This window comes from Streptomyces sp. Root1310 (genome assembly GCF_001426425.1).
In the GTDB taxonomy this organism is placed as follows: Bacteria; Actinomycetota; Actinomycetes; order Streptomycetales; family Streptomycetaceae; genus Streptomyces.
The window spans coordinates 1-20,148 of sequence record NZ_LMEQ01000013.1 but is presented as its reverse complement, the minus strand read 5'-3'; the positions used below and the strand labels follow the sequence as shown (position 1 = coordinate 20,148).

18 protein-coding genes and 4 pseudogenes are annotated in these 20,148 nt (G+C 70.0%); 14 read left to right on the top strand and 8 right to left on the bottom strand.

All coding sequences use genetic code 11. From position 1 onward, the window contains the following. Positions 1-46: 46 nt before the first annotated feature. Positions 47-1,207, bottom strand: a complete 1,161-nt coding sequence (locus ASD48_RS23190; protein WP_057603611.1) for a PP2C family protein-serine/threonine phosphatase — start codon at positions 1,205-1,207, stop codon at positions 47-49. A gap of 161 nt (positions 1,208-1,368) precedes the next feature. Here ASD48_RS23190 and ASD48_RS23185 point away from each other — a divergent pair, with 161 nt between their 5' ends. After that, a complete protein-coding gene (locus ASD48_RS23185; protein ID WP_242432695.1) occupies positions 1,369-1,854 on the top strand; it encodes a MarR family transcriptional regulator in 486 nt (161 codons plus the stop codon). A gap of 871 nt (positions 1,855-2,725) precedes the next feature. Here ASD48_RS23185 and ASD48_RS23180 read toward each other — a convergent pair. Then, complete coding sequence (locus ASD48_RS23180; protein WP_057603610.1) at positions 2,726-2,977, bottom strand: hypothetical protein; 252 nt, start codon at positions 2,975-2,977, stop codon at positions 2,726-2,728. A gap of 389 nt (positions 2,978-3,366) precedes the next feature. Here ASD48_RS23180 and ASD48_RS23175 point away from each other — a divergent pair, with 389 nt between their 5' ends. From ASD48_RS23175 to ASD48_RS44335, 3 genes are all read left to right on the top strand, one after another. After that, positions 3,367-3,876 carry a helix-turn-helix domain-containing protein gene (locus ASD48_RS23175; RefSeq protein ID WP_057603609.1) on the top strand — a complete coding sequence of 170 codons (510 nt, stop codon included), beginning with the start codon at positions 3,367-3,369 and terminating at the stop codon, positions 3,874-3,876. Between the two features lie 77 nt (positions 3,877-3,953). Further along, the gene (locus tag ASD48_RS23170) at positions 3,954-4,889 is read left to right on the top strand and encodes a GNAT family N-acetyltransferase (RefSeq protein ID WP_057603608.1); all 936 of its coding nucleotides are present in this window, start codon (positions 3,954-3,956) and stop codon (positions 4,887-4,889) included. Positions 4,890-5,035: 146 nt separating this feature from the next. After that, positions 5,036-5,263: a hypothetical protein gene (locus ASD48_RS44335; protein ID WP_057603607.1), complete on the top strand. Its 228-nt coding sequence runs from the start codon at positions 5,036-5,038 to the stop codon at positions 5,261-5,263. 220 nt (positions 5,264-5,483) lie between these two features. On the opposite strand, the gene ASD48_RS23160 is transcribed toward ASD48_RS44335, so the two are convergent. Next, complete coding sequence (locus tag ASD48_RS23160) at positions 5,484-6,359, bottom strand: LysR family transcriptional regulator (RefSeq protein ID WP_057603606.1); 876 nt, start codon at positions 6,357-6,359, stop codon at positions 5,484-5,486. Between the two features lie 122 nt (positions 6,360-6,481). Here ASD48_RS23160 and ASD48_RS23155 point away from each other — a divergent pair, with 122 nt between their 5' ends. After that, positions 6,482-7,480 carry an NADP-dependent oxidoreductase gene (locus tag ASD48_RS23155; RefSeq protein WP_057603605.1) on the top strand — a complete coding sequence of 333 codons (999 nt, stop codon included), beginning with the start codon at positions 6,482-6,484 and terminating at the stop codon, positions 7,478-7,480. A gap of 152 nt (positions 7,481-7,632) precedes the next feature. Further along, the gene (locus ASD48_RS45375) at positions 7,633-7,893 is read left to right on the top strand and encodes a hypothetical protein (protein ID WP_242432694.1); all 261 of its coding nucleotides are present in this window, start codon (positions 7,633-7,635) and stop codon (positions 7,891-7,893) included. Positions 7,894-8,076: 183 nt separating this feature from the next. Here the strand turns inward: ASD48_RS45375 and ASD48_RS23150 are convergent, their stop codons facing one another. Beyond that, positions 8,077-9,231, bottom strand: coding sequence for a glutathione-independent formaldehyde dehydrogenase (locus tag ASD48_RS23150; RefSeq protein WP_057603604.1), 1,155 nt, complete (start codon positions 9,229-9,231; stop codon positions 8,077-8,079). Between the two features lie 500 nt (positions 9,232-9,731). On the opposite strand from ASD48_RS23150, the gene ASD48_RS23145 reads away from it, so the two are divergent. The 3 genes and pseudogenes from ASD48_RS23145 (at position 9,732) to ASD48_RS23135 (ending at position 11,527) form a co-directional block, all read left to right on the top strand. Next, positions 9,732-10,484 (top strand): hypothetical protein, encoded by a 753-nt coding sequence (locus tag ASD48_RS23145; RefSeq protein ID WP_242432693.1) that lies wholly within the window; start codon positions 9,732-9,734, stop codon positions 10,482-10,484. Positions 10,485-10,565: 81 nt separating this feature from the next. Beyond that, positions 10,566-10,856: pseudogene (locus ASD48_RS23140) on the top strand (dihydrofolate reductase family protein); the annotation flags it as partial. A 119-nt stretch (positions 10,857-10,975) separates the two neighbouring features. Beyond that, positions 10,976-11,527 (top strand): GNAT family N-acetyltransferase, encoded by a 552-nt coding sequence (locus ASD48_RS23135; RefSeq protein ID WP_057603603.1) that lies wholly within the window; start codon positions 10,976-10,978, stop codon positions 11,525-11,527. Positions 11,528-11,540: 13 nt separating this feature from the next. Here ASD48_RS23135 and ASD48_RS23130 read toward each other — a convergent pair whose 3' ends face one another. Next, entirely contained in the window at positions 11,541-12,305 is a 765-nt protein-coding gene (locus ASD48_RS23130; RefSeq protein ID WP_057603602.1) for an ABC transporter ATP-binding protein, read from the bottom strand. Beyond that, positions 12,305-12,772, bottom strand: a pseudogene (locus ASD48_RS46180) (ATP-binding cassette domain-containing protein); the annotation flags it as partial. The pseudogene ASD48_RS46180 and the gene ASD48_RS23130, both read right to left, overlap by 1 nt. Before the next feature lie 264 nt (positions 12,773-13,036). On the opposite strand from ASD48_RS46180, the pseudogene ASD48_RS23120 reads away from it, so the two are divergent. Both ASD48_RS23120 and ASD48_RS23115 read left to right on the top strand, forming a co-directional pair. Continuing rightward, positions 13,037-13,303 (top strand): annotated as a pseudogene (locus tag ASD48_RS23120) (heterodisulfide reductase-related iron-sulfur binding cluster); the annotation flags it as partial. 272 nt (positions 13,304-13,575) lie between these two features. After that, a complete protein-coding gene (locus tag ASD48_RS23115; protein WP_057603600.1) occupies positions 13,576-14,403 on the top strand; it encodes an SAM-dependent methyltransferase in 828 nt (275 codons plus the stop codon). A 636-nt stretch (positions 14,404-15,039) separates the two neighbouring features. Here the strand turns inward: ASD48_RS23115 and ASD48_RS45360 are convergent. Next, positions 15,040-15,141, bottom strand: a pseudogene (locus tag ASD48_RS45360) (SAM-dependent methyltransferase); the annotation flags it as partial. Positions 15,142-15,231: 90 nt separating this feature from the next. Then, positions 15,232-15,900, bottom strand: a complete 669-nt coding sequence (locus tag ASD48_RS23110; RefSeq protein ID WP_242432691.1) for a hypothetical protein — start codon at positions 15,898-15,900, stop codon at positions 15,232-15,234. Between the two features lie 64 nt (positions 15,901-15,964). Here ASD48_RS23110 and ASD48_RS23105 point away from each other — a divergent pair, with 64 nt between their 5' ends. The 3 genes from ASD48_RS23105 to ASD48_RS23090 all read left to right on the top strand — a co-directional run. Next, positions 15,965-16,168, top strand: coding sequence for a hypothetical protein (locus ASD48_RS23105; protein WP_057603599.1), 204 nt, complete (start codon positions 15,965-15,967; stop codon positions 16,166-16,168). 1,340 nt (positions 16,169-17,508) lie between these two features. Beyond that, positions 17,509-18,432, top strand: a complete 924-nt coding sequence (locus ASD48_RS23095) for a hypothetical protein (RefSeq protein ID WP_157880671.1) — start codon at positions 17,509-17,511, stop codon at positions 18,430-18,432. A 747-nt stretch (positions 18,433-19,179) separates the two neighbouring features. After that, on the top strand, positions 19,180-20,148 hold a 969-nt coding region (locus ASD48_RS23090), incomplete at its 3' end, for a condensation domain-containing protein (protein ID WP_242432690.1).

Sequence of the window (20,148 nt, the reverse complement as noted above, 5' to 3'; positions counted from 1 at the left end):
TGCAAACAACGCACGCATGCTCACACGGACTCTCGCACGGTGACCGTCACGGGCGTCCCCGCCAGTCCAGGCAGACCACCAGGGCGTCGTCGTCCGGCGCCGCCTGACCGCGGTGGCCCGTGAGCTCCCGCAGAACAGCCCGGGGAACGTCCGCGGCCGGGAGCAGCCGGGTAGACAAGACGGCCCGGGCCAGAGCCGTGTCCCCGTACGCCTCGCCCTTCGGGGAGGCGACCGCATGGACCCCGTCGCTGACGAAGACCAGGCGGTCGCCCGGCTCGACCTCGAACCGCTGCGCCTCGTAGGCGGTCTCCTCGAACATGCCCAGCGGCAGCTGCGCATCGAACGTGACGTGCTCGATCCTGCCGTTGCGCAGGCGCAGCAGCTGCGGGGAGCCTGCGTCCACGACCAGGGCCCGCCCGCTGGCGAGGTCGAAGTCGAACATGAGGACCGACAGGTAGCAGCGGCCCCGGTAGTGGGCGTAGACGGCCTGGTCGGCGAGGGCCGCCTGGTCGGCGAGGGAGATACCGGCCCGCCGGGCGTTGCGCAGGGCGTTGACGGCCAGGTTCGTCAGCAGGGAGGCCTCTATCCCCTCACCCATCCCGTTGGACACGTACAACATCAGCCGGTCGGCGGTGGCCGACCAGTCGAAGTTGTCGCCGTAGATGGCGTACGCGGGCTCCAGCTGCGCGCCGAGTTCGTACTCCGCGCTGGCACAGGACCGCCCCGGAAGCAGCTGCCACTGCATCTCGGCGGCCAGGGTCAGCCGGTCCTTGCGCCGCGCCTGCAGATAGAGGTCCGTGTCCCGTTCGGCCACGACCACCTCGTGTCCGAGCACCTCGGCGATATCACCCAGCTCCCCCAGGCGACTGCGGGCATGCTGCCCGCCTGGAAGCGTCACCGACAGCACGCCGAGCCGGTCCCCCCGCACCGTGACGGGGAGATGCACGCGTACCATCCCCTCCGACCCTCCTGAGAGGCCCTCGATGAAAGGCTCCTGGGCGCCGAAGGCGCGGCCGGCGGGACTGCCGTGCACCGACACCGGCTCCAGCGTCTCGGGCAGCACGGCCACCGGCTGCAACACCGTCAGGCCGTAGTCGGCCATGAAGAGCTCGACGGAGTCAGCCGCATACTCCTCGGCCAGCACACTCCGGACGGCATCGAGCAGCAGGTGGGGCGCCGCCGTGCGCAAAGCACGCTCGGCGGCCATAAATCTGTTCACAGTTGTAAATACACCTATCCCTCATCAAGTGTTCACAGCTCCCACCAGTACTCCACAACCCACCCGTCCGGATGCGCGCCTGGCCCGATCCATCCTTAACCGGCTCGCCCGCCTAGTAGGCTGACGGTCACCCCAGCGCCTGCGAGAGTGTGATCGTGACTTCCTTCCACCCCCGCCTCGAGCCGGACGGGGCCGCGCGCGTGACCTCCACGGCAGCGGAGTTGCTGGAAGTCCTGTGGGGCCGGGCCTCGACGGAGCCCGTGTCCGCCTCCCAACTGCGCGTGCTACTCATCCTCGAACACCACGCGGGCATCAACCTGCGCACCCTCGCCGACAGCCTCGCCTCCACGCCGCCTTCGACCAGCCGACTGTGCGACCGCTTGCGTGCAGCCGGCTTCGTCGAACGCATGGCGAGCCCGACCGACAGACGCGAGGTGCGCCTGCACCTCAGCAGCCGGGGCCATGCGTTCCTCGCCGATCTGCGTACGCGCAGGCAGAGGGCGCTGCGGGCAGTGCTAGACCAGATGCCAGATGCTCAGCGGGCCATGCTGCTCCAGGGACTCGAGGCCTTCTGTCAAGCCGCGGCGGCGCAGATAAGCGATGAGGCGCAGGGCCCTGGAAGCCAGACCGCCTGAGCTGCCCGCCTCGGGCACTCCACTCACCCCTCGCCGCTCGCGCCGACGGAGCACCTCCGCCCACCACAGCAACCGGGACCACCTCGGCCCAGGCCTGCACCCATCTTCTTGCCTCATGGCAATAGTTGTCAAAGAGCAACTGCTTTCCCCGCTCCGTAGGCCGCTCGCCGCCCGGCAATCCGGGGGAAGGACCTGGATGCGACGAGCGGCTGGAGACCGCCGGACGGCCGACCCGAGCAGGTGACCGCTCGCGCCCAGCAACGGCTTGATCGCGAGAAACGGGCGAAATGGCTTTAATTGCGTATAACCACGAAATTCGCCTTTGAAGGCCAACGAGCTGGTCGCCGACAGAGCAGACAGCAGACGCGGCTCGTCCTTGGTCGTACCGATCAGCGCGGCACGGCCAAGCGGCCTTCAACGCATCCCCCCTCCCCACACCCCCGCCCTCCAGGCTTCGGGCCCTGAACGCGTTCGTCGGCACGCGTACGTCGGCGCCGAGCTGCCGACCGCGCCACGCGTCCAGTTCGCCGCCGAACAGCTGCCCGCTGCCCCGCGTCCGAGGGCCCGCACACCGCGCGCCCAGCAGGACGCCCCTGCCCACGGGCTCCCTCGCCGGCCTCGGGCTGTCACAGGCGCCGTGGTGGGTTCAGGGCAGGCCCCACCCTTCGCTCTGGTGCACAGCGAAGATCCCGTACCGGCCGCATTACGCCTGCGAGGCGACCTGCCAACGCCCGCTGCCAGCGTAAAAGCTTCGGACCCAGTTGCGGCTGGAGCTTGAAGCTTCAGCGGCGTATGTCTAGAGGCGGGTGTTCGCGTCGCCGCCGCGCATACGCTGCACTGGGATCAGCTGGACCGCGCCAGTAGCAGTGATCTACACGTTCACCACGTGCCAGATGCGTTCATCCTGGCTGCCGGTCGCGGCTGCCACTGTGTACTGATCGAGCTGATTGCTGCCCTGCCGGACCGTGACAGGGTCGGCTGATCCGGCGAAGGTGAGCCCGCTGTAGTGGTGGACCCAGTACCGGCACTGGCCGGGGATGAAGTCCGTCGCGGTCGGCGAGATCGTGATGTTCTCCGGACCGTGGGCGTCCTGGTCGTCCACGTTGAGGGACGCGTAGTCCACTGGGGCGGTCTGTCGGTTCGCATAGAAGAGGTGGAACCGACCGATGTTGGTGTCGGGGCCCGACAGGTGCGCGTCGAGATCGGCGGGGTGGTCGCCCCACTCCAGGGTGAGGACGACGGGCTAAACCTGTGGTCCCAGCGCAAGCCCCGACTACCATCGTCGACCTCCAGCTCATCCCGTCGTACCGTCGCGATCACGGCACTGCCCCCCGTATTCGCTGAGACTCGCCAGATGAGCGCGCCCTCGCCTCCTAGACGAGTGGGTCCGAATCCCGCCTGAGCCACGGTGCGTGTGCGTCGTCACGATCGTTCCGTTTACGGAACGTTCTGTTTGTGGAACGCTAGTCGCGTCACGACAATGCATCACCGGCGCGGTAGGGGCGGAAAGCTATGGAACTGGCCCAGGAGGTGGGCGAGCGGCTGCGCCGTCTGCGCCAGGGCTGCGGCCTGTCGCTGTCGGAACTGGCCCGCCGCTCCGGCGTCGGCAAGGGCACGCTCTCGGAACTGGAGACCGGCCGGCGCAATCCGACCCTGGAGACTCTATACGCGCTGACCACGGCCCTCGAGGCGCCGCTGAGCACGGTCGTCGGCCCCGCCCCGGTGCAGGGCGCGGCGGTGCACGCGGTGCTGACGGACCGCGTGCAGGACGCGGCTGCGGTGTCGGAGGTGTATCGCATCCGCATTCAGAGCGGGGCGGTGCAGCGCTCGGCCGCTCATGTGCCGGGCACGGAGGAGCACTTGCTGGTCTTCAGCGGCACGGCGCGGGTTGGTCCCGCCTCCGCCCCGTTCGAGGTGAGCCCAGGCGGCCACGCCCGGTGGGCGGCGGATGTACCGCATCAGTACGAGGCGGTGGGCAGGGATGTGGAGGGGCTGTTGGTGGTGCGCTACCCGGTGGAATGAGACGCCTACGCCGCACCGCCCTGCCCCAGGCCACGACCACCGCCGATCGGCATCGAGAGACAGGATGATCCCAGTACATGCCTATACGTGTAGCGCGCCCAGACGAACTACCTGCCCTCGTCCAGCACTCCGACCAGCCCGAGCGCAACGCCGGGACGGCCGCCTACCTCACCGACCTACTTGCCAAGAAGTGCACCCGGCCGGAGTGGTGCCTGGTCGCGGAGGACGAGGCCGGTCGGCTCACCGCGGCCACCGCGCTATGGACCTTCCCCGGGAACGACGTCCCGATGGCCCTGGTGCTCCTTGAGGCACCGTGGGACGAACCCGGCCTGGCCACCGGCCAGGCGCTGCTGACCGAGGCCGTCGCCCTGGCCGCCTCGCTCGGCGCCACGGAGCTGGAGCACGTCACCGACTCGCCGACGCAGCCGCCGCAGTACCAGGCGGAGCCGGAACGGCGCGCCGAGCTTCTCCTACTGGCGGGCTTCGAGCGGGCCCGTGGCGGTCGCCGCTTCCGCCGCCGCTCCGGGGTAGAACTCCCTTCGCATGATGACCGATTGACCTGGCATTCCCTGCCCAGTCTGGGCCGTGAGCCGTTCATCGCTCTCCTCGAGGAGGCGCTGCCGACCAGCGTCGACGCCCAACTCGCCGCCAAGGTCGCCCGGCATGGCGCCCGGCGTGCCGCGGAGAGCCTCCTAGCGGACATGGAAAAGTTCTCGTACGAGCCCTCGTGGTGGGAACTCGGCTACGCTCCGGACGGCAGGCCGGCTGCACTCAGCCTCCCCGCCCGAAACCCCTCGACTGCGGTGATCGGCCTGGTGGCTGTGTCTCCCGCCTGCCGCGGCAACGGCTACGCCACGGCGGTGGTGGCCCGCGGCACGCGGCTGCTGGTCGAAGCGGGCGCCGAGGAGATCCGCGGCGACTGCGACGCGGCCAACACCGCCATGATCATGGCTTTCGAACGGGCAGGCTACGAGAACTTCGCCGACCGCCAGGAGTTCACCCGCCGGTTGTGAGCGCGGGCCGCTCCCGCGCCATAACGAATGCTGAGCGGCCCCTCCCCACCCCGGCTGGTGAGGCTAGTGCGGTAACCGCGTAGGTTCGCCGGGCCGGTGTCGTGGCGGTTGGATGTGCCGCGACATTGGTTTCGAAAGGAGCGGCCATGCCGCACACGACACAACAGCCCGCATCCGAGCCGGTTGGCAAGCCTGACTATCTGACCGATAGGCAGTGGGCCGGCCTCACCCTCCGCGTCCTCATGGGCGTTGTTGAGGGCTGCGAGAGGGCCGAGCTCAAGGGCGCGTGGGCCTCGGATTTGGGGGTCGCTGCGGTGAAGGGGTTGCGAGCGCGACTGGACGAGTTGGTGGAGGAGGGCGCGTCGGATGGATGAGCTGGTGCGGTGGCTGGAAGTCAGCTCGAACGGACTGGCTCGGCCACCCCGCCTCCAGCCGTTGAACCGGACGTCGCCCCGTAACCGCCACAAGCACCAACCCGGCGGCCGCTGAGGCGACACCATGTGAGACCGAGCGGTACCGACACCTGCGCGACGGGCACGGCCCGCGAAGCGCCGGATAGTGCAGTTCAGCACCGAGCGGGTCTGCTGGTCCCGGTCAGGCTGCCGGGGCGGTCAGGACCGCCTGGGCCGCCAGCCGGAGATTCCTGATCATCGGATTCGGGTCGCCCTTGCGGCTGACCAGGACGACCTGGCTGGGAGGAGCGCCCTCGATCGGGACGGTGACGAGGTCGGGACGCAATGAACTACGCCGATCGCCGACCGGCAGCACGGCGATCGCCCTGCCACTCGCGACGAGTTCGAGCTTGTCCTCGTAACTCTCGATCGGCGGCACGCCGGCCCCGAGGATCCGGTAGGAAGTCCAGTCCGCGGTCTCGAACGCGCACGGCGCGGCCTCCTCGCCGGCCAGTTCCTCCGCCGTCACCGACGCGCGGTCGGCCAAGGGATGACCGCGCGAGACCGCGAGCATCCGGGGCTCCTCGTACAACGGGGTGGTGAATACGTCGTCGTCGGCGAGCGGCAGCGGGGCCCGCGCAATCAGGGCGTCGACGCGCCTGTCGGACAGCGCCCCGACGTCGCGGCAGCTCAGGTACCGGGTGGCGATCTCGGCGTCCGGGTGACGGCTGCGCAGTTCCCGTACGGCGGCGGTGATCACCAGGTCTTCGACGTAGCCGATGGTGATGCGTTCGGTCTCGGCCTGTTCACGCACGGCCGACTCGGCCTGGCGGGCGGCCTGCAGCAGGGCTTGGGCCCGAGGGAGGAACGTCTGCCCGGCCGGAGTGAGCCGGGTGCCCTGGGGTGTGCGGTCCAGGAGGCGTGCGCCGAGATGCTTCTCGAGCCGTTGGATCTGGCGGCTCAGAGCCGGCTGGGCCACGTGCAGGTCGGCGGCGGCCCGGCCGAAGTGCTGGTGCGCCGCCACCACGGTGAAGTAGCGCACCAGCCGCAGTTCCAGGTCCTGTCCGAGATCGTTCACGCTGCCAGCGTACGCGTCATGCCATTTCGGAATGACGCGGTTGCCGAACCGGTCTTGGACGGCCCTGCCGCCCTGGGCCTTGACTGAAGGAGCAATGTTTCCCCGAGAAAGCGACAGGCGCGATGAAGGCGATCCAGTTCCACGAAGCGGGCGGGCCGGAAGTTTTGCAGTATGACGAGGTGCCGGTTCCCGAGATCGGCCCGGGTGAGGTCCTCGTCCGGGTACACGCGGCGGGCATCAACCCGCCGGACTGGTATCTGCGTGAGGGGATGAAGGTCATGCCGGCCGAGATGAGGCCGGCGCTGGAGTTTCCCCTGATCCCGGGAACGGACATGTCGGGCGTGGTCCAGGCGGTCGCTCCGGACGTGTCGGGGTTCGCCGTCGGTGACGAGGTCTTCGGCATGCTGCGGTTCCCCGGATTCGACGGCCGGACGTACGCCGAGTACGTGGCCGCGCCCGCTTCGGACCTGGCCCACAAGCCGGCCGGTATCGACCACGTGCAGGCGGCTGGGGCGCCGATGGCCGTGCTTACGGCCTGGCAGTACCTGGTTGATCTCGGTCACGCCGTGCCGTCTCCTTTCACCGGCCAGGTGCACCGGCCGGTGCCGATCACGCCAGGGATGACCGTGCTGGTCAACGGGGCCGCCGGTGGAGTGGGCCACTTCGCGGTGCAGCTGGCGAAACGGAAGGGGGCACACGTCATCGCGGTGGCCTCGGGCCGCCACGAGCAGTTCCTGCGCAAGCTCGGCGCCGATGAGTTCATCGACTACACCACGACGCAGGCAACGGACGTGGTCCGCGGCGTCGACCTGGTGATCGACACCGTCGGCGGCCCGGACAGCTCACGCTTCCTGACCGTGCTCAAGCGGGGCGGCACCATGCTTCCAGTGTTCTTCGCCCAGTACGACCCCGAAGTGACGGCGCGTCTGGGCATCACCGTCTCGAACATTCAGGTGCGTTCCAACGGCCCCCAGCTCGCCGAGATCGGGCGCCTCTTCGACGAGGGCAAGCTCCAGGTCGGGGTGGACAGCACCTACCCGCTGCCCGACGCGGGCAACGCGCACACGCGAGCCGCGCAGGGCCACCTCCAAGGCAAGATCGTGCTGACGGTGGTCTCGTGATCGCCGAACTCCGGCAGGGGTGGCGGACTACACCCACGCCCTGGACGAGCTGAAGGTGCCCGAGCTGGCAGCGGTCCTGACCGAAGAACACCACCCGGACCTTCCCGAAGCCCGGACAGAAAGTCCTCGGCCCGATCGCCGGACGCGCGGCGGTGCTCGACTTCATCCGTGACGGGCACAGGGCCCGGACCGGATGGGTGCGGCACCACCTGGGCAATGTCGTGGTCACGACGACGGACGCCGCTACCGCCGAGGTGCGGGCCCGCCTGGCGCAGACGAGGAGCATCGGAGCGAACCCAGATGATCTCGACCGGCCCTGGCGGACCACTGCGAAGCAGCCAGCCAGCCAGCCAGCCAGCCAGCCAGCCAGCCAGCCAGCCAGCCAGCCAGCGGCGGATCGTACGCCGCGATGAGCCGACCCCGAAGCCTGCGGCCGACCAGGAGGTAACCATGGGCGCGGAGCCGCGGACGCCGAGTGACGTGCACGCGCGCCCCCGTCCGCCCGAGGCTTGGGCGGACGGGGGCGGCTTCAGCTACCTGTGAGCCGGACCCGCGGGGTCCAGGCGCCGCTGCCGGCGTCCGGGCCTTGAGTCACGTCATGCCGCGAGCGCGTGACCCGGGTGCAGCACGACCTTCGTGTAGCCCTCGATCCGCTTGTCGAACTTCTCGTACGCCCCAGGCGCGTCCTCGAGCGGCAGCTCGTGCGAGACCACGAAACTGGGCTTGGCGCGCCCGGCGATGATCATGTCGCGCAACTGGCGGTTGTACCGCTTGACGTTGCACTGGCCGGTGCCCATCTGCTGACCCTTCTCGAACATCCGGCCGATGGAGACCAGCAACTGGCCGTGCTTGGCGTGCTCGTCGGGTCCGCCCGGGTCGGACGGGACGTACAGGCCGGGCACGCCGAGCATGCCGGTGGGCCGTACCGTCTCGACGAGAGTGTTGAGGACGACGGCGGGTTCCTCGTGGCTGACGTCCTTGTGCGACGTGGCCTGGTAGCCGACGGCGTCCACGCCCTTGTCGGTGCCCTCGCCCGAAGTCTGCTCCTTGATCTGCTCAGCGGGGTCGCCGTTGGTGAAGTCGATGGGTATGGCCCCGATCTCCGCCGCCTTGGCGAGCCGCTCGGGCACCCGGTCCACCGAGAAGACCTTGGACGCACCGCGCAGCAGTGCCGAGTATGCGGCCATCAGGCCGACCGGACCGGCTCCGAACACGGCCACCGACTCACCGGGCGACACCTGTGCCAGCTCGCATCCGTGGTACCCGGTCGGGAAGATGTCGGCGAGCAGCACGAAGTCCGTCTCGAACTCCTCGCCCGGAGGCAGCTTCAGGCAGTTGAAGTCGGCGAACGGGACCCGCAGCCGCTCCGCCTGGCCACCGAGGTAGGGACCCATCGCGACGTAGCCATACGCTCCACCGGCGAACCCGGGATTCACCGTCAGGCAGAACCCGGTCTTACCGGCGAGACAGTTCTTGCAGAACCCGCAGGCCACGTTGAATGGCATCACGACCCGGTCACCCTTTGACAGGGAGGCCACGCCGCTGCCGACCTCCTCGATGATGCCGAGGTTCTCGTGGCCGAAGACGATGCCGGCTTCCGCGGCCGTGCGGCCCTCGTACATGTGCAGATCGGATCCGCAGATCGCGGTCGACGTGACCCGTACGATCACGTCGTTCGGGTGCTGTATCTGCGGATCGTCGACGTCCCGCACCGTCACATTGAACGGCTTCTCATAGACGACTGCTTTCACCTTTGGTCACCTCCGCGTCTGAGACCGGACGGCGGCGGCGAAGAGCCGCTCAGGAGGGCACCAGGACAGGCGGACTTCAGGGGCCGCGCCCCTTGGCCCAGCGGGGTCCTCGCCGCGCTGCTGAACACTTCCAGCAAACGCTCCCCCGGCCGGATCTGGCAAGGCACTCCGCCACGGACCCTGCCCACCGTCGAAGTCGACGATCTTGAGCGCGGCGCGTGGCCTGGTGATCTTCCTCGTCGCCCTTCCGGAGGAGCCCGGCATGGCCATGCCCGCCATGGCATCGAACCGTCGAAACGTGCAGTCGGTCGCACAGGTCACCGGAGACTCGGCGGGCGATCTTGCCGTCCGGGTACCGCGTCATGAACCGGGCCGATTGGGCCACAGGCTGGTCCGGACGGCCCCAGGCGGTCCACCGGGCGCGGAGCGAGGCTGGAGAAAAGAGGCCCGCGTCCGCCGGTTCGCGAACCTCGACGGACCGACTCGCAGAGGTGATGACCGTGTCCCGTACCAGCACACGGACCGTCTCCGCGCTGGCGGCGCTCGCGCTGGCCACCGTGTTGTCTGCCGGATGCGCCACGGACAGCACCACGCCCAGCCATGCCGCGCTTCGCCCGACCGCCGCGCCGACCCTCTCCGGCAGCGCTTGCTGGAGTGCGGGCACGTCGGACGACGACTGGAACGACTGGGACTCATGGGGGCCGGGCATGGGGCCGGGGATGATGGGCGACGACTGCTCGTGGGGCGTCGGCATGAGGGGCGGCCACTACTGGCAGCGCGGAGACGGCACCCCGGTGAAGGACGTGGACCAGGCCCGACAGCGCGCCGACGCCTTCGCCCACCGGCTCGACCTGCGCGTCGGCGAGGTCATGGAGTTCTCGAAGAACTTCTACGCCGAGCTGCAAACGCCCTCCGGGAAGCCGGCCACCGAGATCCTCGTCGACCCGGCCGACGGCGACACCGGGATCGAGTACGGCCCGGCGATGATGTGGAACACCGACTACGGCATGCACTCCCGCGGCCGGACACAGACCCGGCTCTCCCCCGACCAGGCCCAGCAGCGCGCCCGGCAATGGCTGCGTGACCGGGACAGCGACCTGACTGCCGACAGGGTCGAGGCGTTCCCGGGCTACTACACCCTCCACACCCTGCGCTCCGGGAAGATCAACGGCATGCTGTCCGTCAACGCCGCCACCGGCGCCGTGTGGTATCACACCTGGCACGGCACCTACGTCACCACCAGCGAGCACTGATACGAGCCGGGAACCGTGGCACATCCGGCCTGACGGCCGGCAGGAACACACCACCGTTAGGACGGAAAATGATCTGCTGACGCAGCGCCCCCGGGCTCTGCCTGCCTCGCCTCCGCCGGTGTGGCGGAGGAGATCGAGCGGTTGCGAGCCGAGCCGGGGACGGGAGACATCGCGATCGGCGGCCCGACACTCGCCGAGCAGGCGGCCGCGTCGGATCTGATCGACGAGTACCGGGCTGTGGTCTACCCGGTGCTGGTGGGCGGTGGAGCCCCGTTCTTTCCCCGGCGTGAGCGCCGGGTGGACCTGGAACTCGTCGAGACCCGGACCTTCGGGTCGGGAGTCGTCTACCCGCGCCATCGCGTGACGCGTTAGCACCCTCGTCCGCCGAGCCCCGCTCAGGTCGCAGATCGCCAGGCGACCTGGGCTCGGGGCTGCCTGCCTCCGGCAAAAAAGCAGGTGGCCCCGGCATACCCCGTGGATAGGGTTGGGCAATGCCCGAGCTGAAGCGGCTGCATGTCAGCCATGCCCCGGCGGTGTTGGCCTTCGAGGTGGCGAACCGTGCCTATTTCGCCGCCTCGGTCTCCGACCGCGGCGACGACTTCTTCGCGCGGTTCACCGACCGGTACGACGCCTTGCTGGCCGAGCAGGAGGCGGGCATCTGCGCCTTCTACGTGCTCGTCGCCGAGGACGGCTCGGTACTCGGAAGGTTCAACCTGGTCGACATCGAGGACCACACCGCGGAACTCGGCTACCGGGTCGCGCAGCACGTCGCCGGCCGCGGCGTGGCGACCGCGACCGTCCGGGACGTCTGCCGACTGGCGGGGGCCCGGCACGGGTTGCGCACGTTGCGAGCGGCCGCGACCCACCGGAATGTCGCGTCGCAGATGGTTCTGACCAAAGCCGGGTTCGTCCCTGTCGGCCCCGCCGACCCGGCGCACATCGGCGGTGAGCCGGGCACCTGGTATCAGCGCGACCTGACGCTCCGGCCCGACAGTGCGATCTTGCCCGGGGACAGGTCGCAGGAAGGCCACGGCCGACGCTGATCATCAGGCCGGTTCAGACGGGCAGGCGCGGGACGCTGTCGATGAGCCGCCTGGTGTACTGGTGGGCGGGGGCTCCCAGCACCTGGGCGGTGTCGCCCTGCTCGACCAGACGGCCGCGCGCCAGCACGGCTGTGCGCTCGCACAGCGAAGCGACGACCGACAGGTCGTGGGAGACCATCACCAGGGTCAGTCGGCGCTCCTCCTTGAGTTCGGTGAGCAGATCGACGATCTTCACCCGGGTGGTGACGTCGAGCGCGCTGACCGGTTCGTCGGCGAGGAGGACACGCGGGTCGCACACGATGGCAAGGGCGATGGCGATGCGCTGACGCTGACCATCGGAGAACTCGTGCGGGTAGCGCGTGGCGGCGTCGGCGGGCAGACCGACCCGTTCGAGAGCCGCGGTCACCTTGGGAGCCGCGGTCGTACGGCTGTCGAGGCCGAGCGAGCGCAACGGCTCGGCGACGATGGCGGCCACGCGTCGGCTCGGGTCCAGGGAGGAGTACGGGTCCTGGAACACGCATTGGACGCCGCGCCGGAAGCGGCGCATCTGCTGCCGGTCGCGCAGGGACAGGGTCTCGCCGTCGAAGCGGACGCTTCCGGCCGTCGGGCGGGTCAGTCCGAGCAGCAGGCGCAGCAGCGTGGTCTTGCCCGCCCCGGACTCGCCGACGAGAGCCAGGGACCGGCCCTCCTCCACGGCGAGGGACACATCCCGCACCACGTCCGCGGCGGCGCCCCGGTAGCGCACCGCGACGTCCTTCAGTTCCAGCAGGGGTATCATCACGGGCTCCTCAGGTCCAGGGCGCGCCCCAGCTTTCGGGCGCCGGCGACGAGCGTCCTGGTGTACTCGGCCCGCGGTGCGCCGATGACGTCCAGGACGGGCCCCTCCTCCACGGCCCGGCCGTCCTTCATCACCAGGGCCCGGTCGGTCACCTGGGCGACCACGGCGAGGTCGTGGCTGACGAACAGCACGGCCATCTCCCGTTCGCGTACGAGGACGTCTAGGAGTTGCAGCATCCCGGCCTGTACGGACACGTCGAGCGCGGTGGTGGGCTCGTCCGCGATGAGCAGACTCGGCTCGCAGGCCAGTGCAACGGCCAGGGCGACGCGCTGCCGCTGGCCGCCGGAGATCTCGTGCGGGAAGGCGCGGACGATCCGCCCGGGTTCGGGCAGCCGTACGCGTTCGAGCGCCTCGATGACTGCGGCGCGCAGGCTTCTTCCCTTCAGTCCGGTCTGGCGGGCAAGGGGTTAGCATCTGCTGGGCGATACCGGCGAGGCTCCCAGCGCGACATGCCGCCGGTCCGACGGGCGGGCGTCGCGACCCAGAACGAGATCACCGGGGTGCGGGTAGGCGCCCAACCGCCCTCCGCCGCCCGGTCTCATCCGCCGTGCGGCAGCGCCGTCTTGGACGCCGCGCTCGTCGAACTCGCCGTGCTACTAGCGGAAATTACCGCCGGACCCCCTTCCCGGTTCGGCAGCCGACATCCACCGACGCGAGGGAGATGCGCCTTGCGCATCGGCAAGCGCATCAACAACGAGCGCGTCGACGAGGCCCTCTCCCTCAACCCCGACATCGTCTCCACCGCCTGCCCCTTCTGCCTCGTCATGCTCACCGACTCCGTCAACGGCAAGAAGAACGAAGGCAAGGCCAAGGAATCCATCCAGGTCGTCGACGTCTCCCAGCTCCTCCTGGAATCCGTCAAAACCCCCGCCGGAAACGAACCCCCCGCCGGCGAGACACAGACCGAGAACGAACCCGAACCCCAGCCGGTGAAGTGACACGCGGGCACGCGGACTCACCACACGCGGAGCCTGCGGCGAACAGCAACGGCCCCGGCGCCTGTCCGCAGCGCCACGCGTCCGCTCCGTCGGTCCTTGCGGGCCGGAGACGGAATCGACCGGACAGACCAGACGCCGCACGGACGCGGGCCCGATGCGGGCCAGATGCGGGTGGGAGACGCGACGCGGGTCAGGGCACCTCGGCCTTCAGCGGCCCACCACCGGAGGGAGAGCCCCAAAACGGGGGTGCACAGGCGGCGTTGCGGGGAAGAATGGCCGCCATGACGTACGACGGCTCCTCGATCGATCCGACCAAACCCAGCATCGCCCGCGTCTACGACTACCTGCTCGGCGGCAAGGACAACTACGCCGTGGACCGTGAGATCGGCGACGTGTTCAAGCGCGACCTGCCCGGTTCGGTGGCCATCGCCTTCGCCAACCGCGCCGCCCTCACCCGGGCGGTCAGGGAGATCGCGAAGAACACCGGCATCCGGCAGTTCATCGACCTGGGCAGTGGCCTGCCGACCGCGGACAACGTGCACCAGGTCGCGCAACGGCACGCTCCCGATTCACGGGTCGTCTACGTCGACATCGACCAGCAGGTGCTGGTCCACGGCCGCGCACTGCTGGAGAACAACGACCGCACCCGCGTCGTCGCGGTCGATGTGCGCCACCCCGAAGGCATCCGCACCCACCCCGACACCCTCGACATCATCGACTTCGACCAGCCCGTCGCGGTCATCCTCAGCGCCATCCTCCACCACGTCAACGACGACGAGGACCCGGCGGGCATCGTCCGCTACTGGCGCGACCAGGTCCCCTCCGGAAGCCACTTCTTCATCAGCCACTTCCGCTCCGGCAACAACCCCGAGACCGTGGAGGCCGAGAAGATCCTCCAGAAGACGTTCGGCCGCGGCCGCTGGCGCACCGACGCGGAGATCGCCTCTCTGCTGGACGGCCTGGAGATCCTCGACCCGGGCATCGTCCCCGCGTCGCTGTGGCGTCCCGACGAGAACGACAACCCGTGGAACAGCGGCGAAGGACGAGAGCTCACGGTCTGGGAGCACCTCATCGCCGCCGGACTGGCCCGGAAAGCGTAGCCGTGGTCCCCGGGCGGCGATCGCCGGGCGACAGCGCCTCTGGCGTCCAGATCGCCGGGTGGTGAGGCGACTCGGCATCGGTGGCGACGGGTTCACGTGACTCCGCAGCCCGGGCACGACCGCGAGGGGGAAGGGAAGGGGACGGGCCGCGGGCGGTGCGTCTCGCACGGCGGTGGCGGTTCGCCGTCGTCGTGCCTGTACGTCGCTTCCCCCCGCCCCGCTCGCTGCCACCACTTCGCCCCCTCCCGGACTGTCGGATGCGAGTCGCTGGAGGGAAACGCCTCTTGGGCGGCCGCGTCGCGCGAGATCCGGCTGACCAGGACCGCGCGCGGCGGCTGTCGGCGGCCGGCTGAGCCACGGCCGGGTCGCGCACGGCCCAGTCATCACCGTAGGCGTCGGATCCCGGCGCCCCTGCCTTCCTCGCCGGCTTCCGGCTCCGGGCCGCGATGACGGGACCGATCTGGACGATCAGCCGAGGCCCTGCGTGCTTGTACGGCGCCTCGGTGACGACGATGAGGCTCACCGCTCTGGTCAGCACAGGGGACGCTTCCGCCGCGCGACGCCGTCGGCAGGAAGTGGCCTTCTCCATCGTCTTCAGGACGAGGTTCCTCGACGTCCAGGGAACCGGAAACCGCTCTACCGGCGGACCGCCGAGATCAGCCTGCCGGGCCGCTCCTCGCGTCGCGGCGGGATACAGATCGGACGGCCGTAAGCGGCAGCGCGCTCGTGCTGGGTGTGGCACCCGGCCGGCCGGCCCTGCCGGCCTCTTCCGGGGCGTTCCCATCCCCGGGAGACCACGTCGTCATTGATCCACCGTGTCGCGGCCCGCTACGGGATGGAAGCGAAGGTGCTGCGCCGCCGGGAAGTGCCAGGCAGTCCGAACAGGCGTCCGGCGCCGGTTCCTATCCGGCTATGTACTCGACCTCGGGGTAGCGCGGTGAAGCCCCCCACAGCAGATGCCCAGCGCCCGGGCGGCCGCGCAGGTGGAGATCGAAGAAGGCCCGCACAGTCGCCCGTACGGCAGCCACCGCCCCGGTCGGCGGGGATCGTGCCGATCTGCAGCGCCTCGCGCACCGATTCGGGGACCTGCGGGGCGATGGCCACGATGTCGGTGAAGGAGTTGTGGTCGGCGTCCGCGAGCCGCAGACAGCGGTGCCAGTCGCTCAGGTGCGCCCAGAACGGCGGCCAGGAACCGTCTTCGTTCAGCCCGTCGTGAACCGCCGTGTCCATCAGCAGGAACGGCAGGTCGAGACCGTGCTCCACCACCGGCCCGTCCAGCGCGCCGTCCAGATCGATGCCGGCCCGCACCCGCTCGTCCAGATACATCACCGCCGCCGACGCGGCGCCGCCCCGGGAATGCCCGAAAGCGCCGACCCGCGTGAGGTCCAGCGTCCCGCGCAGCCCGCGCGGGAGCGGACTCCCCTCGGCGTCGGGGTTGCCGCCCCGCTCCAGCACGGTCAGCTGATCGAGGACGAACCGCAGATCGGCGGCGCGCACCGTCGACGCGCTGACCGTCCTCGACCGTGTCGAGGAGGGCCACGAGGCGGTACGCCGCTATGTCATGGAACCACGCCTGCCGAAGATCACCGCGCGCACGCTCGCAGTCTGTGCCCCCGACGACAGGTTCTCCCGACCGTCCCTGGCGAAGTTCGCGGCAGCACTCGGCTGTCCGACCAGGGTGCTGTCCGCCGGACATGTGGCGGCGCCGGAGCAGGTGCCGCATGAGTTCTCCGACATCGTGATGGAGTGGGCAGGCCGCGGCTGACCCACGTATTCCCCGACAACAGGCCCCGGAACACGGCATCCACTTCGACGCCGTGAACGTACGCGTCGACCGTGCTCAGGTCCGCACTGCCCCAACTCGCCTGTCGGGTATTTCTGTTGGCCCGAGCCATCGGGGCTTGTCCTCTCGCGGAGACGACGCGGCCCACGCATGCCTGGCCGGGGTGGCCTGCGCGGACGACTCGGTCAGCGAGGCTGAAGCAGCCGGGCCAGATGGCCCGGCTGTGGGGTCGGCTGCCTACGCAGATGTGGAGCGGACGCCGCGCAGGGGTGAATTGGCAGTGTGTCACCGGGACACCTCCGCAGGCGCGGAATGGACGCCATCGCCAAGCTCGACCCGACAACGGCCGTCGGACGAACTTCTGCCGGGGCGGAGATGTCCCGGAAAACATCGGCACGTCCGGGTCAGGCTGCCGTCCTCTCCGCGCGAGCAGGGGTGTTCCGTCGCGGGGCGGGCCCGTCCGGCCGCAGAGTCCGCCCTTCGTGAACGCGTGAGTCTCGTCCATGGCCGTGCACTCGCTTGCTGGTGTGCCTTCTCCACCACCTTCGTTCCACACGTGGACGCGTACCTCTCCCCCGGACGCGTGCGACACACGAGGGGCCCGATCCCCGCCTGGTCCGGGCCCCTCCGGGAGTCGTTGGTAGCCGTGGGCGCGGGCCAGGGTGAGCCCGTCGCGGGCGAGGGATTCGGCGCGGTCCCGCTGGCCACTGATGATTTCTTCGATGGCGAGCAGGACGATGGCGGTCAGTCGGCTGCTGACGGCGCCGTCTGTTCGGGTTGGAGCAGCCGGTACAGGCGGCCCTTGCACAGATCCAGGATGGAGCACACCCGCTCCTGGCGGGCCCAGATGCTCACCGGCGCCGACATGGCCCGGGCCACGGCGGGAGGTGCTTCGCAGTCCCGGTCGTCGTCCGGGCGGTCCGCCGAGAGCTCCGGCGGGACTCGCCCGTATTGCGGCACGCCATCCGCTTGGCGGCGGTGGCCCGATCGTGCGGAACTCACCGCGCTTGAGGGCGCGGGCGGATCGTCGCCTGCTGGATCACAGCCGACTCCGCACGCCTGGACGCCAAGCTGCGCAAGAAGGCCAAGAAGCGCAAGGCCAAGGATGCCGCGAAAGCGAAGAGGGCCAAGCTCGCCAAACGGCACGGCCTGGATGCGGCGGACCTCTCGGAACGCGATCCGGCCGTGGCGTGATACAGCAGCGGGAGAACGGGGCCATTGCCTCGCCGACGGTGCTGCGGGCACCCTGGTGAGACGGAAACACGGGGGGTGAGCCGATGAGCCACGTGGCACAGTCGCAAACTGCCCACTACACACCGTCCATGCCCCGGCAGCAGGGCCAGGAATCGGTGAGCCCACGGGACCACAGGGTCAGCGTCCACCAGCACTGGCCCGACGGTCTGCTCGACGGGACCGGTCCGGAACCCTTCTTCCTGGTTGAGACCTGGCGACCGGATGACAATGTCGGATACCCAGCCTCGTGCACGCCGGAGACCTGCCGTCGTTGGGTCGAGGCCGCCCTCGCCTACGCCGCCGCCGTGGACGCAGTCAGCGCCGAGTTGACGGCAGCCCACCAGGGCGTGGGGTCCGTCCCGCGCTGGAGGTACTTCGCCGCGCGCCGCGCCCTGCACGCCTGGGAGAGGGTCCGGAAGCGCTATGAACAGACGGTGCGGGAAGCCGGCGAGGCTTACCAGCCGACCAGCCGGGAAATCTGGCATGAGGTGTGGTCCGAGCGCGACCGGGCGGGCTTACGGGCACGGGAAGAAGCCCAGGAGAAGCGGGAAGACTCCCGGGAGGAGGCCCAGGCCCGACGGCGGGCAGCGGAGCTGGCCGAGCGGCCGATCTGGGGCTGGTCGGTGGTGACGAGGAAGAAGTGGAGCATCGCGTATGTCTTCCGGCACGATGTCCCCCACAGCGACGAGCGCGTATCGGCCGCCCGACAGGGCAGGCCATGCGTCAACCTCCAGGAGCTGCGGCAGGCCCTCAAGGACCTGCATCCGGACCGGCTGCACTGGGACGGCACCGCGCTCGCCGAGACGGGACGCGAGTTGGACGGCCTGAGCTTCGGGCGCTGCTGGCGGGAGCTGTTCGGCGAGGATCACAGCACCTTCACGTCGCTTCCGCCGCTTCCCCCTCCAACCCGGCGCCCCACCGACCGGGGCAACCCGAGTGGTGGCAGCGCCACCAGCGGCACGGGCGGCCATGGCAGCGGATTCAGCTACGGCGGCTTCGGTGGCGGGTACTGACGCAGACACCGGATCGCAGCAGCGGCACACGTTCCCCCTCGAGCGGGAGATCACTCCCCGCGCATTCTCCCGGACGGCTCCCCCTGGCGCGTCACCGCTTCCTGATCGCACCCTCCGCCAGGCCGGACGGGAAGTGGAGACCCTTGGAGATCGCTCCGGGCCGCCCCACGCACGAGGTCGGTCCACCAAGCGGCTTACAAGTAAACGCGGTTCGGTGACAACGCCCAGGAGCTGCTCGACCGACGCGCTTCCTGACCGGTTGGGCTCTCACCCGAAGGGTTCCGGATGTACTGCTGTACACGGCTGCGGAGTCGATGCCGATGCTACGGGTGTGCCCGCACTGCGGCGGGCCGCTCGGGAAGGCCTCCGTCGACACGGCGACGGACCAGTGGTGCAACCTTCCGCACCATGGCAACGATGTTGGTCTTGCCGTCTGCCGGGACGCGGCCAAGAGCCTCGACATGACGGACGAGCGCACCACAACCGGCGCAGGGACGGCGGCGCCGCGGGCGCTGAGCGACACCGGACGTGCGGCCCGGCACACCCGGCCGGCCGCCGAACGCTCCTCATCCCCACCCGGCCCCTCGACCCCGCCGACCGGACGACGCACACCGCCCTGCTCCGCCCCGGCCCGCAGGAGCACGTCCTGGTGAGGCAGTTCCACCACCCGACCGCCGACGGCGCCTTCCGCACAGAACCGGCGTCGGCCCCCACTCTGTCCCGCAGTACCCGACCCCAAGGCAGGGCATGAAAACGACCACCGGTCCCCGAAACCCGGCACTTCCGCTCTCCTCGCGCCAGGAATTGTGCTGGGAGTGGGAGCGCTGCCACGGAAAGCCCTACCCTGCGGTGGTCTCGATCGACTGCTCGACCGCCCTGCGGCTCCTGGGGCCGCTGGACGCCGGCGCGCTGCGGGAGGCCTTCGCCGAGGTCACACTCCACCACGACGCCCTGCGCCTGCGGCTGGACGAGCCGCCGGAGCAGGTCGCCGACGTCATCCGGCCCCACCAGACGCTTCGCGCAACGCCCCTGCCGCTGGAGGAGGCCGTGCTGCCCGCCCGGCCGTACGCGCTCCTGGTCGACCTCAGCACCCGCCCCTTCGACGTCACCGAAGCCCTGGGACGCGCCCACCTGCTGCGCGCGGCCCCCGACCACCACGTCCTGCTCATCAGCTTCCACCACCTGGTGTTCGACGCGGCCAGCCACCGCCTCTTCCTCAGCGACCTGGCCCACGCGTACAACCGGAGGGTGGCCACCGGGGTACCGCTGCGGCCCGCCTTCTCCTACCTCGACCTCATCCGCGCCGAGTCCACCGGCCCAGCCCTGGACGACCGCGCGGCCCGCCTGGCCGCCCGGGCCGCGCTGTTACGGGCGTACGGCGCCGGGGACCTGCTGCCAGGCCGTACCGCCGGCCCCACGGCGCTGCGCCACCGCTACGACGAGGAACCCCTCGACTTCTCCACCGGGCAGACCCGGCAACTCCTGCACGCCGCCCGGACCGCCAGGGTCTCCCTGTACTCGTTGCTGACCGCGGCGTTCGCCAGCGCCCTCGGCCGGCACTTCGGCGTGGAGAGGATGATCCTCTCCACGCCGTCCCACGGCCGGCTGCGGCCCGAACACCGCACCGCCGTAGGCGACTTCGCCAACATGGTGCAGATCCCGGTGGACATGTCGCAGGACCGCGGGCACGGGCTGCTGCGGCAGACACACGAGGCC

Bases quoted from the DNA above. Each gene is read 5' to 3' on its own strand.
- ASD48_RS23190 (WP_057603611.1), bottom strand. From the start codon at position 1,207: ATGGCCGCCGAGCGTGCTTTGCGCACGGCGGCGCCCCACCTGCTGCTC.
- ASD48_RS23175 (WP_057603609.1), top strand. From the start codon at position 3,367: ATGGAACTGGCCCAGGAGGTGGGCGAGCGGCTGCGCCGTCTGCGCCAG.
- ASD48_RS23170 (WP_057603608.1), top strand. From the start codon at position 3,954: ATGCCTATACGTGTAGCGCGCCCAGACGAACTACCTGCCCTCGTCCAG.
- ASD48_RS44335 (WP_057603607.1), top strand. From the start codon at position 5,036: ATGCCGCACACGACACAACAGCCCGCATCCGAGCCGGTTGGCAAGCCT.
- ASD48_RS23155 (WP_057603605.1), top strand. From the start codon at position 6,482: ATGAAGGCGATCCAGTTCCACGAAGCGGGCGGGCCGGAAGTTTTGCAG.
- ASD48_RS23135 (WP_057603603.1), top strand. From the start codon at position 10,976: ATGCCCGAGCTGAAGCGGCTGCATGTCAGCCATGCCCCGGCGGTGTTG.
- ASD48_RS23130 (WP_057603602.1), bottom strand. From the start codon at position 12,305: ATGATACCCCTGCTGGAACTGAAGGACGTCGCGGTGCGCTACCGGGGC.
- ASD48_RS23115 (WP_057603600.1), top strand. From the start codon at position 13,576: ATGGCCGCCATGACGTACGACGGCTCCTCGATCGATCCGACCAAACCC.
- ASD48_RS23105 (WP_057603599.1), top strand. From the start codon at position 15,965: ATGGAACCACGCCTGCCGAAGATCACCGCGCGCACGCTCGCAGTCTGT.
- ASD48_RS23095 (WP_157880671.1), top strand. From the start codon at position 17,509: ATGCCCCGGCAGCAGGGCCAGGAATCGGTGAGCCCACGGGACCACAGG.